18 protein-coding genes, 1 pseudogene and 1 riboswitch are annotated in these 15,868 nt (G+C 35.8%); of the genes and pseudogenes, 13 read left to right on the plus strand and 6 right to left on the minus strand.

The features are described 5' to 3' along the window. The first annotated feature begins 54 nt into the window (after positions 1-54). The 4 genes from UFO1_RS10500 (at position 55) to UFO1_RS10515 (ending at position 2,158) form a co-directional block, all read left to right on the plus strand. Positions 55-840 (plus strand): ribonuclease HII, encoded by a 786-nt coding sequence (locus UFO1_RS10500; RefSeq protein ID WP_038670582.1) that lies wholly within the window; start codon positions 55-57, stop codon positions 838-840. Continuing rightward, entirely contained in the window at positions 837-1,121 is a 285-nt protein-coding gene (locus UFO1_RS10505) for an EscU/YscU/HrcU family type III secretion system export apparatus switch protein (protein ID WP_051788892.1), read from the plus strand. Before UFO1_RS10500 ends, UFO1_RS10505 begins: the two co-directional genes overlap by 4 nt. Before the next feature lie 103 nt (positions 1,122-1,224). Further along, positions 1,225-1,584 (plus strand): YraN family protein, encoded by a 360-nt coding sequence (locus tag UFO1_RS10510; RefSeq protein WP_038670585.1) that lies wholly within the window; start codon positions 1,225-1,227, stop codon positions 1,582-1,584. A 16-nt stretch (positions 1,585-1,600) separates the two neighbouring features. Then, a complete protein-coding gene (locus UFO1_RS10515) occupies positions 1,601-2,158 on the plus strand; it encodes a UbiX family flavin prenyltransferase (RefSeq protein ID WP_038670587.1) in 558 nt (185 codons plus the stop codon). 450 nt (positions 2,159-2,608) lie between these two features. Here the strand turns inward: UFO1_RS10515 and UFO1_RS10520 are convergent, their stop codons facing one another. Together UFO1_RS10520 and UFO1_RS10525 are read right to left on the minus strand one after the other, a co-directional pair. After that, positions 2,609-3,145, minus strand: a complete 537-nt coding sequence (locus tag UFO1_RS10520) for a hypothetical protein (RefSeq protein WP_038670589.1) — start codon at positions 3,143-3,145, stop codon at positions 2,609-2,611. Positions 3,146-3,351: 206 nt separating this feature from the next. Continuing rightward, positions 3,352-4,242, minus strand: coding sequence for a LysR family transcriptional regulator (locus UFO1_RS10525; protein ID WP_038670591.1), 891 nt, complete (start codon positions 4,240-4,242; stop codon positions 3,352-3,354). Between the two features lie 131 nt (positions 4,243-4,373). On the opposite strand from UFO1_RS10525, the gene UFO1_RS10530 reads away from it, so the two are divergent. After that, positions 4,374-5,645 carry an APC family permease gene (locus tag UFO1_RS10530; protein WP_051788893.1) on the plus strand — a complete coding sequence of 424 codons (1,272 nt, stop codon included), beginning with the start codon at positions 4,374-4,376 and terminating at the stop codon, positions 5,643-5,645. A 245-nt stretch (positions 5,646-5,890) separates the two neighbouring features. Here UFO1_RS10530 and UFO1_RS10535 read toward each other — a convergent pair whose 3' ends face one another. Both UFO1_RS10535 and UFO1_RS10540 read right to left on the minus strand, forming a co-directional pair. After that, the gene (locus UFO1_RS10535) at positions 5,891-6,097 is read right to left on the minus strand and encodes a DUF1657 domain-containing protein (protein ID WP_038670595.1); all 207 of its coding nucleotides are present in this window, start codon (positions 6,095-6,097) and stop codon (positions 5,891-5,893) included. A 196-nt stretch (positions 6,098-6,293) separates the two neighbouring features. Then, on the minus strand, positions 6,294-6,950 hold the full coding sequence (locus UFO1_RS10540; RefSeq protein WP_038670597.1) for a dienelactone hydrolase family protein: 657 nt from the start codon (positions 6,948-6,950) through the stop codon (positions 6,294-6,296). Positions 6,951-8,148: 1,198 nt separating this feature from the next. Between UFO1_RS10540 and UFO1_RS10550 the strand changes: the two genes are divergently transcribed. The 7 genes from UFO1_RS10550 to UFO1_RS24880 all read left to right on the plus strand — a co-directional run bounded on the left by UFO1_RS10550 (position 8,149) and on the right by UFO1_RS24880 (position 14,278). Further along, positions 8,149-8,535 carry a CFI-box-CTERM domain-containing protein gene (locus UFO1_RS10550; RefSeq protein ID WP_038670601.1) on the plus strand — a complete coding sequence of 129 codons (387 nt, stop codon included), beginning with the start codon at positions 8,149-8,151 and terminating at the stop codon, positions 8,533-8,535. 2 nt (positions 8,536-8,537) lie between these two features. Continuing rightward, positions 8,538-8,993 carry a PD-(D/E)XK nuclease family protein gene (locus UFO1_RS10555; RefSeq protein WP_038670604.1) on the plus strand — a complete coding sequence of 152 codons (456 nt, stop codon included), beginning with the start codon at positions 8,538-8,540 and terminating at the stop codon, positions 8,991-8,993. Between the two features lie 1,721 nt (positions 8,994-10,714). Further along, positions 10,715-10,801, plus strand: a riboswitch (cyclic di-GMP riboswitch). A 130-nt stretch (positions 10,802-10,931) separates the two neighbouring features. Further along, complete coding sequence (locus tag UFO1_RS25180; protein ID WP_158442792.1) at positions 10,932-11,102, plus strand: hypothetical protein; 171 nt, start codon at positions 10,932-10,934, stop codon at positions 11,100-11,102. Between the two features lie 253 nt (positions 11,103-11,355). Then, on the plus strand, positions 11,356-11,535 hold the full coding sequence (locus UFO1_RS10565; RefSeq protein ID WP_038670608.1) for a hypothetical protein: 180 nt from the start codon (positions 11,356-11,358) through the stop codon (positions 11,533-11,535). Positions 11,536-12,151: 616 nt separating this feature from the next. Further along, positions 12,152-12,391 (plus strand): hypothetical protein, encoded by a 240-nt coding sequence (locus UFO1_RS10570; protein ID WP_038670610.1) that lies wholly within the window; start codon positions 12,152-12,154, stop codon positions 12,389-12,391. A gap of 266 nt (positions 12,392-12,657) precedes the next feature. Next, complete coding sequence (gene eis, locus UFO1_RS10575) at positions 12,658-13,914, plus strand: enhanced intracellular survival protein Eis (protein WP_038670612.1); 1,257 nt, start codon at positions 12,658-12,660, stop codon at positions 13,912-13,914. 208 nt (positions 13,915-14,122) lie between these two features. Next, positions 14,123-14,278, plus strand: coding sequence for a helix-turn-helix transcriptional regulator (locus tag UFO1_RS24880; RefSeq protein WP_144390880.1), 156 nt, complete (start codon positions 14,123-14,125; stop codon positions 14,276-14,278). Here UFO1_RS24880 and UFO1_RS24055 read toward each other — a convergent pair. Together UFO1_RS24055 and UFO1_RS25550 are read right to left on the minus strand one after the other, a co-directional pair. Further along, positions 14,268-14,660, minus strand: a complete 393-nt coding sequence (locus UFO1_RS24055) for a hypothetical protein (RefSeq protein WP_051788894.1) — start codon at positions 14,658-14,660, stop codon at positions 14,268-14,270. The genes UFO1_RS24880 and UFO1_RS24055 overlap by 11 nt on opposite strands. Next, positions 14,644-15,061, minus strand: a pseudogene (locus UFO1_RS25550) (recombinase family protein). The gene UFO1_RS24055 and the pseudogene UFO1_RS25550 overlap by 17 nt, the downstream one beginning before the upstream one ends. A 596-nt stretch (positions 15,062-15,657) precedes the next feature. Between UFO1_RS25550 and UFO1_RS10590 the strand changes: the two are divergent. Continuing rightward, positions 15,658-15,864 (plus strand): DUF1657 domain-containing protein, encoded by a 207-nt coding sequence (locus UFO1_RS10590; RefSeq protein WP_038670614.1) that lies wholly within the window; start codon positions 15,658-15,660, stop codon positions 15,862-15,864. Positions 15,865-15,868: the final 4 nt, after the last annotated feature.

The following is a 15,868-nucleotide window of genomic DNA, read 5'->3' on the forward strand; positions in this document are numbered from 1 at the left end:
TTAACGAGAATATTAATATAATTAATAGCAATACCTTTTGGAGGTAGCGAAATAGTGAATGTAGAACAAATGACGGTAGCACAAATTTCGAATATTCTAGAACAAAATAATGTATCACCTTCTATGATTAACAGTTTAAAACAAGATCGGAGAGTTTCAATATCTCGTTTACTAGAAAAGTGGCAGAAAAACCAAGAGAAAACGTTACTAGAGCAACAGCGCATTCAAGGTCTTTATGAACAGGAACGTAAACTAGTAAGTAAAGGCTATAACTTCATCGCAGGTGTTGATGAAGCAGGCCGTGGTCCTTTAGCAGGTCCATTAGTTGTCGGTGCTGTCATATTGCCAATTGGTTGCCATATACCACTCATCAACGACTCCAAAAAGCTATCTGCGAAGCAACGAGAAGAGTTGTATTACATAATAAAAGAAGTAGCTATTGGAGTACAGCATAAAGTTATCGATATTGATATTATTGACAATTTGAATATTTATAAGGCAACTGTATTTGGCATGTATAGTGTTATTAACGAATTGCTGCCTCAGCCGCAATCTGTATTAATTGATGCTGTACCTTTACCTGATTTAGCAATGCATTCCTTATCGCTAATTGGTGGTGATGCCATAAGCGCCTCCATTGGAGCAGCGTCTATCATTGCTAAAGTAGAACGAGATAATCTCATGTTAGAGTTCGATAAGCAATTCCCTGAGTATGGTTTTGCTAAACATAAGGGTTATGGAACTCCTGAACATTTAAAGGCATTACAACAGTATGGGCCTTGTCCGATTCATCGAAAAAGTTTTGAACCTATTAAGTCTTGGGAGAAAACATGCTTATGAGTAATAAAGAAACAGAAAAACCCAAACAGGCCATTGCTTTAACTTATCAAAATACAAATGGCAATGCTCCCAAGGTAGTAGCAAAAGGCACTGGTTTTATTGCAGAAAGAATTATGTCTACTGCGAAGCAAAATTCGATTCCCGTATATCAAAATAAAACCTTAGCTAGTATGCTAATGGCAGTAGAGTTAGATAGAGAAATCCCGCCCGAGTTATATCAAGCGGTCGCAGAGGTCCTAGCATACATTTATTATATTGATAAAAAAATGAATAAATCCTAACAAGGTACATTATTGAAAATGAGAATATTATATTTCTTAAGACAACATCAAAGTAGCAGGATGTTGTTTTTTTTCGAGGAATATTGTATTGAGGTGTTTAATTGTGAATACGGTTCAGACAGGAGATATTGGGGAACAGGCTGCTACAGATTATTTACTTCGAGCTGGATATGATATAATAGAACGAAAATATCGCAGTAAGATTGGCGAAGTAGATATTATTGCCAGAATTAAAAATACCATTGTCTTTATAGAAGTAAAGACGAGGCGTAATACTAACTATGGTTTTCCTGCAGAAGCTGTAACATATCGAAAGCAGAAAAAAATAATTAATACTGCCCTTTGTTATCTTCAACAAATACATAAATCAAATATTTCTTGTCGTTTTGATGTAATCGAAGTCTTTTTAACAGAAAATAATAAAATAACCTATAACCATATTACGAATGCATTTATTAAATAAGGTGGGTAAATATAATATGCGAATTATAGTTGGCATTACCGGTGCAAGTGGCGGTATTTACGGTATTAGATTAATCGAAGTACTAAAAAAAGCAGGATGTGAAATTCATGCAGTAGTATCAGAACATGGTTGTCAGGTTCTAGAATATGAATGTGGTGTTACGCAAGAGATGATCCGAGAAAAAGTGGATTTTTTGCATGATATAAAAAATATTGGTGCGTGTATTGCCAGCGGGTCTTTCAAAACAGATGCAATGATAGTTGTACCTTGCTCTATGCGAACAGTTGCTAGTATCGCTAATGGAATTGCAGACAATTTGCTAATACGTGCTGCTGATGTAATGCTAAAGGAAGGACGCAAATTGATTCTTGTCCCTAGAGAAACACCTCTTAATGCTATACATTTAGCGAATATGCTCAAATTATCTCAATTGGGTGTTAGGATCGTACCTGCCAGCCCTGGATTTTATCACCGGCCCACTACAATAAACGATCTAACTAATATGATGGTTGGCAAAATTTGTGATATCATTGATATTGACCATGATTTATTTCCTAGATGGCAAGGTGAATAAAATTACAGAGAAAACGAACTTTATCAGAAGATTTACTTTTAGGTGTATTTCTTTCGTCTGAATGGCCGAGCAAACAATTACATCATGTATAAGATACTTAATATTTTGTTTAGTTTCATATCTTAATAGTTTTTCCTTAAAATCACCGAAGAGAATAATAGTGTCCTTTTTTGCAATTAATTAGTTAATTGAGGTCAGTGAACATAAATTCACTAACCTCAATTTTTTATGTCCTCCTATTACTATAATGGGTGCCTATCAATTAGGTAGTACATAATAAAAAAAGACTAACGAGGATATCCGTCAGCCTAAAAAAAGGGCCCGTAAAGATCTGCGTTGCAGCAAATATTGATCATTAGCAATCTTCGATTCCCACAAGCGTCACTCCTTCACCGTGTTCGATAAAGAAGATCTTATGGGGACTGACATCCGAGTAATTACCAGATTAAATTAGTGCTCTACTTTTGAAATCCTAGGTAGCCATCCTCGGTGAAGCATTAGTTGTGATAAACGATAGCCCCACAGCAATCCGCTGTTCAATAACTTATTAATTCCGGCGACAATTTCAAGCTGATAAGATTGCTGCAATGTTAAAAACAGGGCCAACTGGGACGTTCTTACTATGTTTCCAATGGCTATAGCAATTTCCATGTCTGTTAACCGAAGGTTTTTAGGATATTCCACTTTATCATATAAAGGATGTGGAGGAAAGTTTACATCTGGGAGTTCCCCATCCCCGTCCCGCATAAGCTCTTCACATGTGTCAATTGCTGGAATGGTTTCTTCATAGATAGCTTCCTTGATTAACTCCTTAAGCTCAGGATCCTGAGCTTGATTGTATAATGAACTGAGCATTGAGATGTTGTGCCTTGCTTGAAGTATTATCCCAAATAGACCAGCTGCCTCCATATAGTTTACCGGCTCCTTGTCAATCACTGATTGTACAAGTGTGCGTGTATATACCTTTACCTGATCTGTAATTTTCAACGATAATTCCTCCTTTATAATTATACGCCCATAAGTAGTATGCCTTCCTCGGCTATTTTTAGTAGTAAACAAACATGTAATTATTATTTCGAAGACAACTTTCCTCTTGAGAGGTTTAATAGTATTCTTAAAAAACCATTATAGGGTATCGCTAGTGCACTGACTGCATTGGGAAATCCCATTATTTTGTATATGCCTTACAATACTTACATTTTATATAATCGTTTGTGGCATAAATCAACAAATGCCTGTAAAGCAGGTGATAACCATTTATCACGATGATAAGCTAACTGGGCCTGAATATTAAAGATGGGCCCCTGCCAACTCAGGGCAATTAGACTACCGGATAGTAACTCTCTTGCCACTGCACGTTGTGATAAGAAGGTAATACCGAGGCCGTGGACGGCAAATTGGCGAATGACTTCTATACTACTAATCTCCAAAATGGAATGGGGAGTTATTTGATATTGCCGCAGCATGCCTTCAAATAGTAAACGATAGCTGCAACCTGGCTCAGTGAGCAGGAGTGCTTGCCCAGACAAATCTTTCGGCAGGACAGTGCCTGCATGGGATAGAGGATGTTCTGGGGACACCAAAAGAGACATAGGTTCCGGAAATAATTGATAAACTATGAGATCGCGGTCTTGCAAGGGTTCATCAAGAAATAAAGCTATATCCAATGTCCCTTTACGTAAAGCATTTCGAAAATTTTGACAAGTATCGAAGCGAAGTTGCAAGTCCACTTGTGGATAAGTTTGACAATATTCTTTGACTAAAGCAGGAAGAATTTCTGCACATAAGGATTCAGGTGCACCGATCAATAATTGACCGTTTGGTGTATCCGGATTTTTTACTTCTGTTTCAGCCTGTTTGGCAATGTTTAACAAGGCAAGGGCATGACGATATAATATTTTACCGGAAGTAGTTAGTTTAGCTTGGCGCCCTATTCGTTCAAATAAGCAAGTTTGTAATGACTCTTCCAAAACTTTAATTTGCCCGGTAATAGTGGATTGGGCGTAGCCGAGGTGCTGAGCAGCTGCGGTAAAGCTACCAGTATGAATAATAGTAACAAACGTTGTGAGGTTTTTTAAATCCAAGACGATTCCTCCATCCATCGGATTTTATAAAGTATTACATCGGAACTATCAATTTTACCGATATATAATTATATGCTATTATAACAGGTAATACAAATAGTTCCAAGGATTTAATAATGGGGGAGAACGAAATGGAACAAAAATTTAAAAGAAATATTGGATGGTTACAGGGAAGTGCCATGACAATAGGTGCTGTGTTAGGGTCTGGGGTATTAGTATTGCCAAGTTTAGCCGCTAATATGGCTGGACCGGTCTCCTTAATAAGTTGGGGGCTGATGGGTGTATTGACTATTCCTCTAGTAATTGTATTAGCAAAATTATCTACTTTGTACCCTAGTGCTGGAGGAATCGCCGCCTATGCCCGGCAAGCTTTTGGAGAAAGGGCAGGTCGTATTACAGGTTGCTTGTTCTTGGGGACCGTGCCATTTGGTGCACCCATTTGTGCGTTGATTGGTGCTTATTATTTAGGGCATTTCTTTCTATTAGATGCTGGTGGCGTTACTATTATTGCCCTAGGCATGCTGATTATTGCAGTATTGGCTAATTATCGCGGCATACGTTTTTCGGGCAATGTGCAAGCATTAGTGGTTATAGGGATCGCAGCTGCTTTACTGGCCAGTATTATAGCTGCTTGGCCGATGGTGCGAAAAGAATCTTTTTATCCTTTTGCCCCCAATGGGTGGGTACCGGTGGGTACCGTAATGACAGTCCTATTTTGGGCCTTCGTTGGATGGGAAATGATTTGCCATTTAGCAGAAGAGTTTGAGCACGCTAAGCGAGATATCAAACGAAGTTTGTGTATATCCTTAGTAGTGGTAAATTTATTATATCTGGGTTTAGCCTATGTAACCATCGGTACAGGGGTGTACTTAGAACAGGAAAATTTGACCTCATTAACAGGGCTATTAGAAAGTGGATGGGGCAGATTGGCGGGAAGTATTGTGGCATTATTAGGAGTAGCTGCCTGTTACGCTACTATTCATACTTACATGGCAGGATTCTCTCGGCTAGTATACTCGGAGGCGAGAGCAGGCAATTTTCCAAAATGGTTTGGCAGACTGCACGTGACTTATGGTACACCTTATCGTGTACTTATAGTATTAGGCCCCTTTTCTATGATGGTCTTATTAACAGGATTATTATTACAACTTGATATGAGTATATTAATCCAATTTCCAGGTTCAATATTTATAGCATTATATATTATCGCTATGGCAGCAGGAATTAAGCTTTTACCACCTAAGAGCATAAGTTATTATTGTGCTTGGTTAGCCTGTATTGTGTGTATCATAATTTACCTTTTTAGTGGATGGATAGGCGTGTATCCGCCCCTGTTAGCTGGTGCGTCTTGGTTATTTAGCCGCCAGAGAATAAGAGTCAAGAATGGGGCGATTAGCGGATGAAGGTGGCAGACCTTCTACTATAAATATAAAGAGATTTTAAGCATAAATCTGGTTTTTATGTTATCCGATTTCCTTCACATTCAATCATTTCTTAATAAGAAAAACGCAGCCTACCTACTAGTGAAGTAAGGCTGTGTTTTTTTGTACAATTATTGTGAAAATTAAGCGTTAGTCTAATTATTAATTTTAGGATCATTTAATGAATAAGTAATAAGGGGTAGTTATCTACTACCCCTTATTACTTATTAGCCTTCTTGATTATTTAATTGATTTTGTTGAACAACCTCAAGGCGACTATTGAGCTGACTGATGTGTCGGTCCATATCTTGTGCCATTTGGGTAAACATTTGTTTAGAAGTTTGATCATCAGTGGATTGTTCAAAGGTAGCATATGTACCTTTAGCGGATTCTGCAGCAGCAACAGCTTTTTGCAAATCTTTTTGCACAGTCATGAAATTACCTCCTTAAGATTTATTGTGAAAAATCAACCTTATAATATTGTGTGGAATGTACTTTTTTTATAACTGGAAATTAAAAATGACAGAGTAAGTGGAGTAAGCGCTGTATCTTTTGCTATATCATTTATCTTTGGCAAGGGAAAGGCGTCTAATCTTAACTAGGGAGAGAAGTATTATTGATAATAGTGAATTAATTAGATAACTTTCCAACGAATAGGTACTTTTTAAACCAATTTGAGGCAAGGTGGGCTACCTGTTCCAGAGTACCTGGCTCCTCAAACAAGTGGGTAGCATTTGATACGATTGCTAGTTGCTTAGTATTTCGCAGTTGTTCGAAGGCTTGCTCATTCAGTTTGATCACTTCTAAGTCATGACCTCCCACTATAAGCAGTACAGGTGCCTGCACTTGGCTTAAGTCTTTTCCTGCTAAATCGGGCCGCCCGCCCCGAGATACTACTGCATCGATTGATGATCCAAAGCTTGCAGCCGCTTGCAATGCGGCTGCTGCCCCAGTGCTGGCTCCGAAATAGCCCAGTGGCAAACTTTGGTTTTGGGGATGATTTTTCACCCAAATGGTAGTTTCTATCAGACGTTGCGTCAGTAGCTTAATATCAAAACGTGTTGCGTAGTTTTGATCTTCATCAGGAGTAAGGAGATCCATTAGCAAAGTACCCATTTTTTTTTCATTTAGTATTCTGGCGACAAAATTATTGCGGGGGCTATGACGGCTGCTGCCGCTGCCATGGGCAAACAACACTAAGCCTTCGGCACCGTCTGGTATGGTGAGTACTCCCTCTATGACTACTGCTCCCGCTGGTATACGGACCAATTCTTCCGTAGTGTTCATAAATAATCCTCCTAAATCAATGTTAGGTCAGAAGAAAGTAGGGACTGGCTTTTTTCCTCCTATTCACTAATACTATACCAATAAACTAAAAGGGTTATACGATTAATATAACCATACATACTTTCTCCGATGAATTTCGCCGTTATACTTGAAGTGCGGAACCGCATATGTTTGCTTTAATTGCAGCCCATCAATTAGAACTTGGCTTAATGCTAACCCGCTTTGCTCCTAATTGAGTGAAGCGTTTCTTTATTGTCTATAATAATAAAGAACTGTCATAAATTTGTAATAATTCTACTATATACTAATGATAAAGATATATTTGATTATTTTAAGATGTGAAGAGGTGCTTTATGGATAATATAAAAGAAAAAGAAAATGAATGGCGTAGTCACCCTATTGTAATTTTTGCCGGAATACTAGTGCTGTACACTGCTAGTAACTCGATTATTACATTATTTAATTTATAGGTGTTATACTCGTAATTTTTTCATCAAATAAGATGATTTATTTTTTAATCAAAAATGACTAATCAGTCGCAATATTGCCATATACAGAGTGGTAACAATCAATAGAGTAATAATCCATAGAAAAGTCGTCTATCTTAATTGATAGACGACTTTTTTGCTGTCACTATATTGTCATATTTTGCCTGTATTATATAGATCTGAAAGAAAAGGTTAGGATACATGAGTTTTTCAATAATTTAGTAGATAATTATATTCGCTTTTTATTAAAAAATAACCGCACTATAGCTATGAAATAATGCAAGATATGAAACTTAAGGTGGATTTAATTAAAAACAATGGTTTGAGATTAAGAGGGAGGCAGTCAACATTGATAAACTGGCTAAAGTTAAAGAGGGGTAAAATAGGAGTAGTAGAGATTTTATTAGTCACTGCATTAATCCTAGTAGATTTATATAAACTTTACTATACATGGATCGCAATTCTAACTATATTATCATTTATAATTTATAACTGTTTAAGGTTGTATTTATGGGGATCTGAATATACCTCCAAGAACAAGACAGTACTTTATCTAGTTGTTTTAGGATATTTTACCGTATTAGTTTATGTAGTGTTACATCTTGAGCCAATTTGATAGTATTTACCGAGTGCTCTACTTCTGATGAAGACTTTTTTTATACAACCCTTTCTATGATATAATAGAAGAATACTTTTTTTGGAGGTCTCTAATGCGCCAAGTCAGTGCCACAGAACTCGCTAAGATGGGGAAATGCGAACGGCAAGTCTACCTTGACCACCATTATGGCGAAGACACATCACTTACCGCAACATACATAGAAAAAGGCAACTATGAGCACGAGAAATTCAACCGCCAACTCTCCGGCAAAGACAAACGCTGCTTTATTGCCACAGCAGTCTTCGGTATTGATGCAGTAGAGACAAATATTCTACGCCAAATCAGGGACGAGCGCCTAATTCCTAACAAACCTGGTAAATTTTTCACTTCATTATATTATTGTATATCGCCATATATAGTTATCTTAATCGAAAAGTACCCAATATTGATGATTCCAATCCGTATCACATTACGTTGGTTTATTAGGTCCTGGAGGTAGACATGTCATTCCTTATCGTAGTTGCAGTTATAACTATTTATTGGTGGTTACGCTCAAGACGAAAACCAAAGCTGTCACCATATATGCTAGAACGATTTTTGAAAATTACCGATCCAATACCTCTATGCGGTAAGCCAGACGTAGTATGGAAAGCTCGCGATGGTACCTTAATTGTTGGAGATTACAAAAGTCGTGAAAATCAGCAGGTATATGAATCAGAAGTTATTCAACTGTCTGTATATAAATTGTTAATTGAAAAAACTCAAAATAAGCCTGTTGCTGACTATGGTTTTATTCATTTTAAAAATAGATATATGAAAAAAGTATATTTAAAGAAGGAAACTGAAATTATCTCCTTATATCATAGTTATTGGGATGTTGTAAATGGAGAGGTAGAAGCTTGTGTCGCTAATAATGAAAACTATTGCCAATATTGTTCGCATAAACATAAGTGCTAAATAATTAGATCATCCCAATTATGGTTCATTTTGTAGTTACCTCTAATTTACCTATAGAAACATCTACATAATATGATCAAAAGGTGATTGAGCATTTTCTATCAAGCAGAGGGCTGGAAAAATAATTTAATACAACAAAAAAGGCCCTCTAAAGAGAGCTAAGACCAAGAATGGTATAGAGTTAATTAACGCGTGAGTATGAATTTATAAATAATAGAAAGAGAAGGATTTGTAGAATAATGATCTGCCACTTTATTAAGCAAGATGAGAGAGATCATGGAAACTTGGAAAAAGATTAACAGAGGGCTTTTTTTACATAAAAAAGTCATAGAATTATCTACTTGCTCATAACTATTATTAAAGCATTTATATAATGGGGAAAAAATTATCAATTGATAATCCATGGGGCCATCACTATTTGCTATAAGTGAATATTTTACCATAGTACCCGATTATGGTAATTTGTAAGTGTAACCCTTATAAGAATATGTATTAAATTTATATTAGGAGGTGAGTTCATGGGGTAGTGGATTATGATAGGATACAAGCGATACTAACATTAATCGCGACCCTCTTGGGAATACTAACAATGAGTATTGATTTTTATGAGAAAATAAGAAGCAAAAGAAGGTCTACAACAAAACGTAGGACCTATATTCGAAACTAAACCCATGTACTCTTTCTTAGATAAAAATTTCATGGTGAACACTGTATATTTTAATAATGTAATTAGTTAGACTATTATTAACTAATGCGCATAATATAATGTTGGAGGTGTAGCTATGATTTTTTATTTAACCTTGCTAAATATTGGTTTGATAGGAATAAATACTCTAGTAACTTCTTGGTATGTAAGTATGCCCAATATAGTAGTTTCAGTTATTATTATAACATTGGCTACCAAGAACTTATATAATAGGTACACTAGTATTAAAAATGAAGATATATTATGCGCAAAGCATTCTAAATAGAGAGCAATACAAAGGTATCCAAATTTCAAAGGAGTACCGTGAATTTTCAAAAAGTTAGAAACTTCGTGTTTAACACTTAAGCATCCTCCGGGGTGCTTTTATTTAAGTAATAAACTATTATCGTTTCCAAAGTCAAGTTACATACCGATCTAATAAAGCATAAACCTTTGGAACACCTTTAGAATACCTTTGGAGGAACGTTGATTTTTACTGAATTTTATGCAATATATAAGGTAACTAAGCAAAGTACCCCTCGCAGTACTTTTTTTCTTTTTTAAAAATAAACCACGTTTTTATGGAACGTGGTTAAAAGAGAAATAAGGGGAGATTGTTAGAGAAAATTAAAAATTATTATCACAACACAAAAGTAAAATAATGATGATAATTATAAAAATAAACCACGTACCACCATTACCGGATTCCATAAGAATTCCCTCCAATTGATAATTTATTTGTCCTAATCTATTTTATGCAAACTCAACATAAGAGGTGTCAAAAATGAATGTCATACATACTGTGTCTGCAATCAGAATTACAGTTAAATCTAATGCCTTTGGTGCAGAACAATTTGTATCATCTCATTGCAATGCAGTTGATAATACTAATAAAAGACTCATCAGTTAAATGTATAACCGTCTTACCTTGGGTAGGATGGTGGTTTTTTATTTTGGATGATATATTTGCAAATTTGCTTGATCAGTGAATAACATGCAGGATTTTGGCGATAAATAGCGAAATATACATAAAAGTTTAAAAAGCAGGCAAACCTTCCGAAAGGGAGGGACGCAAAGCCGTGGGTCTAAGGATATATTAATCTAAGACTGCCAGGTTACATTTAATGATGTAACCTGGCAGTCTTTTATAACGATTAAGTGAGTTATTATGTTAGATGAGAATATAAATGGAAATTGAGCTGAAGAGAACAAATGGGTTCATCTAAACGCTTAGGGACAAAGGAGTTATTTTAATGAACCAAGAAGAATTGCAGCAATTAGTGAAGAAATATTTTACTGAAGCTAGTGACCAACAGATCGAAAAGATTATGGGCGAACTGTCTAGAGAAATTGAAATTATGACCCACGCTAAAATTAGAGAATTAGTTAATTTCGAGAAAAATAAAAAGCTATTAAACATTTAATTTTTCAACTTGAATTGACATCACTTTTTAGAAATTATCATTTATGCAACCCTCAATAAAATCTCAAATGACCGTCTTGCATAAATGGTAGGGCGGTGTTTTTTTTATTTTACAAACAATTTCAGCAATATTTAATATTTACAATTTACACAATTGTTCCTTTTAGCGGAATTCTTTTTCTAATTGACAATGATTATCCAAAAGTATATATTTACTTTAAAGATAATATCTTAGTTCGGAAGGAATGATTATAATGGCGAATACATATTGTCATAATGGCTACTGTGAACCTACAGGTAAAGAGAGTACCAATACAGAGATTAGTGATAAGGTCATAATTGGTGGTTATATTTTATTCTTGATAGCTTTAACAGCTATAGTATGGTATGGATCTTCTATAGGAATTGATTTGGATCCTGCATCTTTAGTTTAACTTTCAGTCAGTGCCAGACCACCCACCAAACGGTATATAGCACCGTCTTACCTTCGCGGTAAGGCGGTGTTTTTTATATTAGTCACATAATCTTTGTAAGCTACATAAAATGTAATTATATATATTTAGGAGGATATAATATGTTAGTTTTATATGGATTAATAGGTACTGGGATTGTTGCTATGTGTTTACTCGTTGTCATGTTCTTTCGATTGCCACAAAAATTTTAACACCTTGCTCTTTATTGAGTAGATGGTCGCTTTTATCATTCAGTGGATTTACTAACGAAATCTAAAAATAAATACGAACACTATTCTTAATTACGAAAATTGCTTTTTAACATAAAAATAACAAAAACGCTACAATTATTTGACCTATTTAATGTATGATAATCTTAAGGACAATTCATGGAGATGTAAATACTTCTCCCTTTTTGATTCTCCCCATGCCTTTCTCAGCTAAAAGAACCAGCGACTCAATGTTGCTGGTTCTTTTAGCGTCGACCTTTGCTACTTGGATTTCTATTGGTAGAATCTGCTTGTTCCATGTTACTTGATTTTTACCAATCTCGACTCTATAATCATAGCAAACATATGTTTGTTCCAGGAGTAGGGATATGAGTAACTATAAAGTATTCGTAGAAGTAACAGCAAGACATGATTTACAAGGGAATATCCGTCCGCTATCAATAAAATGGGAAGATGGGCGGGTCTTTGAAGTTGATCGTCTTCTAGATGTTCGCCAAGCTGCATCATTAAAAGCTGGTGGTATGGGAATGCGCTATACTTGCAGGATATGTAATAAGCGGATGTATTTGTTTTGCGATCAGGGCAAATGGTTCATGGAACGAAAATAGGAAAACTCCCTAAACTTATAGGGAGTTTTTTTATGCTGACTTTTTAGATTTACGAGGCGTTTTCTTTTTGCTTGTGGATGCAATACTTGCTTGAAGTGCCGACATTAAGAGTGTATTGAATCACGGGGAGTAGCGCTAGTAAATATTTCAAGAGTCGTCTACCAAATTATACAATAATTAGCAGGAGTTCTTTGTTTATTCTGGAATATATAACCAAAATACTCTCCTGTGTTTATGATTTTACTGAAGGGAAATGGTGATAGCAAATGAGTATGATTAGATTACTTACTGAGCATGAAATAGCTGATTTTGTCAACATAGCATTTAATGCGTACCCTAAAGTATTTGATCCTTGTGAAGAGAATAGAAGGAAAATTATCAAAAAGTTCACTGGCATCCAAACTTCAAATCCATCACAAAACTTTTATGGCCTATATCGTGATGAACAAATGTTAGGTGGAATGCAACTTCATAATTTTATTATGAAGCTTTTATCCATTAAAATCCCTGTGGGCGGTGTAGGAACAGTAGCTGTAGATTTTTTACATAAGAAAGAAAACGTATGCAAAGAACTAATAGCCTATTTTTTAAACCATTATCGGGATAACGGATATGGTATGGTTGCCTTATACCCTTTTCGCCCCGATTTTTATAAAAAAATGGGTTTTGGTTATGGTCCAAAAATGAATCGCTATAAAACAAAACCTACCTTTTTGTCTGCGGAAAGCGCGGATAGGCAGGAGATGTTCTATCTAAGTAGAGAGGGTATTAATGACATGGTGGAATGCCATAATCGTTTGGCGGATGCAACACATGGCATGATTGAAAAGACTGCTATTATGTTTGAAAAAATATTTGATGATCCAGAAAACAGAGTAGTTGGTTATAAGCAAGATGGTAAGCTACGTGCTTATTGTGTATATCGTTTTGTGAGCGATGATGATAAGCGGTTTTTGATCTATGACATGTATATTGATGAAATCATATATGAAAATGCACAAACACTAAAAATTCTACTGGCTTTCCTGCGTAGTCAAGCTGATCAAGTGAGAGATATCATCATCGATACCCATGATGAATATTTTCATTATCTACTCAGCGATCCTCGCAATGGTTCAAGTAATTTTCTAGGCACATTATCCCATGAAAGTAATCTTCAAGGATTGGGTATCATGTACCGGGTGGTTAATGTGACAAAGATATTTGAAAGCTTATGCAACCATAACTTCGGCGGACAAAACTGTAAAATGAAATTGTCGATTAGCGATGACTTTCTAGCCAGCAATAATACTAGTATAACCATTCAATTTCAGGAAGGAATTGCTGAAATTAAAGAGAGTGAGGACTACGAGGTGGAAGCATCTTTTAATATTTCCGAGTTTTCTTCATTGATAATGGGGACAATTAATTTTAATACACTACATCGCTATGGACTGGCTAAAATATCTAACAAAGGATATATAGGGATTATCAATAAAATATTTATGACGGATCAAAAACCAAAATGTACTGTGAGATTTTAATATAGTAGCCACTACTAATTCACATCAAGATTTTAAGCATAAGTGTGAGATAGTTGTTTGCACGACATATTCTGATGACAGAGATGCACCGGAAGTAAATATTCACATCAAGTTCGTTTTTCCCCAGATAGTTACATGCACGGACAAGCGTGTAGTTTCTGACTTAGGTGAGATAAGGTTTGAGTGCAAAATTAATCAGGATCTAGAAATGACGGCTGGTAACACCCCCAATGAAAGAATTAGATGGGCTCGCATACAAAAGTGTTGGCTAATTAAGACAGTTGCTGCTAAGGTTGGAATTAGTCCAGAATATTTAAGTGTTATAGAAAGAAGAGCTGTTGGTATGACGGAGATTAAACTTTAGGCAAGTTGGCCGTTGAGTTTGAGCGTACGAGCTGCTTAATAATATTTCGCTTAGTTTCATATGTAATTTGACCTGTCAGTTTTTCTTTTAAATCACCTAAAAGCATAATAGCGTCTTTCTTACGATTAACTTCATCAGTAGTCGTAAGGAGGGCGTTTTTTAATTCTTTCTGCCGGTTCTCGAGAGCCGATCGCTCAAAGGCAATTTTAGAGAGCTGCTCTTCCACATCTTTACTAGTTATAAGTTGCTTCCTATATAAATCGAGGATAGATTGCTTTTCTGTATCCTTTTGAGAGAGGGAGGAATTAATTAACAGTAATTCTTGTTCTGTAGAAAAATTACTTTTTTCTTCATCTGGTGTAAGCTCAATTAATAATTCCACCAAGCCATTTACCATTGCGGGCAGCGCGGTTGGCGCCATGCCAAAGTCGATCTAGAATATTACTACGTTCAAGATCGGCAACACCGGCAAGGATCGTGAGAAGAAATCTGCCAGAGGGATCCCCAGTATCAAAAGGCTCTGTCATTGACTTGATTTTTATGCCATATTGCTCCAAAGTGTGAACACCATTTAATATAATCCTGGCACTTCGCCCAAAGCGATCAAGACGATAAAAGAGGAGAGTATCAATTTTTTTCCTTTGCATCTTGGAGCATTAGTGAAGCTCCCGGACGAGCATCAAAAGGGAGGGTTCCAGAAACACCATCGTCTTTATAAATCCTAACGATGTTTAGTTGATGAAGATCACAGTATTTTGTTGCAAATTCTATTTGGTTTCCAATTGTACCTTTGTCGGCTTGATCGTCAGTACTGACTGATCAAACACGAATAAAGATGGCAATAGTCATATTGTCACTAGTCCGCATAAAGATCACCCTCTTTTCAAATATCTAGATTTTTATACTCTAAAAAAATATCATAAGTACATATGTTCGGTTAGATGATTAAAGAAAAAAGCGGATGCACCGCCTTGTGTATATAATATCATTCTAAAAGCTTAAGCGGAATCCGCTTAAGTTTAAATATTTATATCAGTATATGAGTTTAGGCTACTTTCTACTGAAGAAACAACTTTATTCCATTGCAAAAACCTTGGATGGTAGGTGTCCACCTGGATGGTAGCTCTTCTAGAAAAGTTTGGCTTGGGTTAGATTTTCATATTATATCTTTTGGTGGAGTAAGATAAATAGGGATTAGCCAATAGGTGGACATAAAAAGGACTGAGGAACGCTAGCGCGGCCGCCAAGGACAGCATCCAAAAACTGTAATATTTAGGCTATGAATAATTCGGGATAATTTTCCATGAAATTAAAATATCTTTACTGAATTAAACTTGAGAATATAAGTAATAATAGCAGGGAAGATGGAGGTAATAGATATGACAGTTGCTTCTCAAATAAAAAAAACCTTAGCTACTCTAAAAGGTAATCAAGGTACATTAAGACTATATGCGCTACAGACGAGGGACGAAGAAAGCAAATTAGTTTACAATGAAACGTTGAAAGCTACAGAGCAAATTATCAACGATCTTGAGGAGAGAATGAAAGTTTTGGAATATCAAGAGCCACAATATAAAGGAAATTAGTCAG

Source organism: Pelosinus sp. UFO1 (genome assembly GCF_000725345.1).
Classification (GTDB): domain Bacteria; phylum Bacillota; class Negativicutes; order DSM-13327; family DSM-13327; genus Pelosinus.

Coding starts and splice junctions, on each gene's coding strand:
- UFO1_RS10505 (WP_051788892.1), top strand. CDS start 837: ATGAGTAATAAAGAAACAGAAAAACCCAAACAGGCCATTGCTTTAACT.
- UFO1_RS10535 (WP_038670595.1), bottom strand. CDS start 6,097: ATGACTGTGCAAAAAGATTTGCAAAAAGCTGTTGCTGCTGCAGAATCC.
- UFO1_RS10540 (WP_038670597.1), bottom strand. CDS start 6,950: ATGAACACTACGGAAGAATTGGTCCGTATACCAGCGGGAGCAGTAGTC.
- UFO1_RS10530 (WP_051788893.1), top strand. CDS start 4,374: ATGGAACAAAAATTTAAAAGAAATATTGGATGGTTACAGGGAAGTGCC.
- UFO1_RS10590 (WP_038670614.1), top strand. CDS start 15,658: ATGACAGTTGCTTCTCAAATAAAAAAAACCTTAGCTACTCTAAAAGGT.
- eis (WP_038670612.1), top strand. CDS start 12,658: ATGAGTATGATTAGATTACTTACTGAGCATGAAATAGCTGATTTTGTC.
- UFO1_RS10515 (WP_038670587.1), top strand. CDS start 1,601: ATGCGAATTATAGTTGGCATTACCGGTGCAAGTGGCGGTATTTACGGT.
- UFO1_RS10555 (WP_038670604.1), top strand. CDS start 8,538: ATGTCATTCCTTATCGTAGTTGCAGTTATAACTATTTATTGGTGGTTA.
- UFO1_RS25180 (WP_158442792.1), top strand. CDS start 10,932: ATGAACCAAGAAGAATTGCAGCAATTAGTGAAGAAATATTTTACTGAA.
- UFO1_RS10550 (WP_038670601.1), top strand. CDS start 8,149: ATGCGCCAAGTCAGTGCCACAGAACTCGCTAAGATGGGGAAATGCGAA.
- UFO1_RS24880 (WP_144390880.1), top strand. CDS start 14,123: ATGACGGCTGGTAACACCCCCAATGAAAGAATTAGATGGGCTCGCATA.
- UFO1_RS10565 (WP_038670608.1), top strand. CDS start 11,356: ATGGCGAATACATATTGTCATAATGGCTACTGTGAACCTACAGGTAAA.
- UFO1_RS10570 (WP_038670610.1), top strand. CDS start 12,152: ATGAGTAACTATAAAGTATTCGTAGAAGTAACAGCAAGACATGATTTA.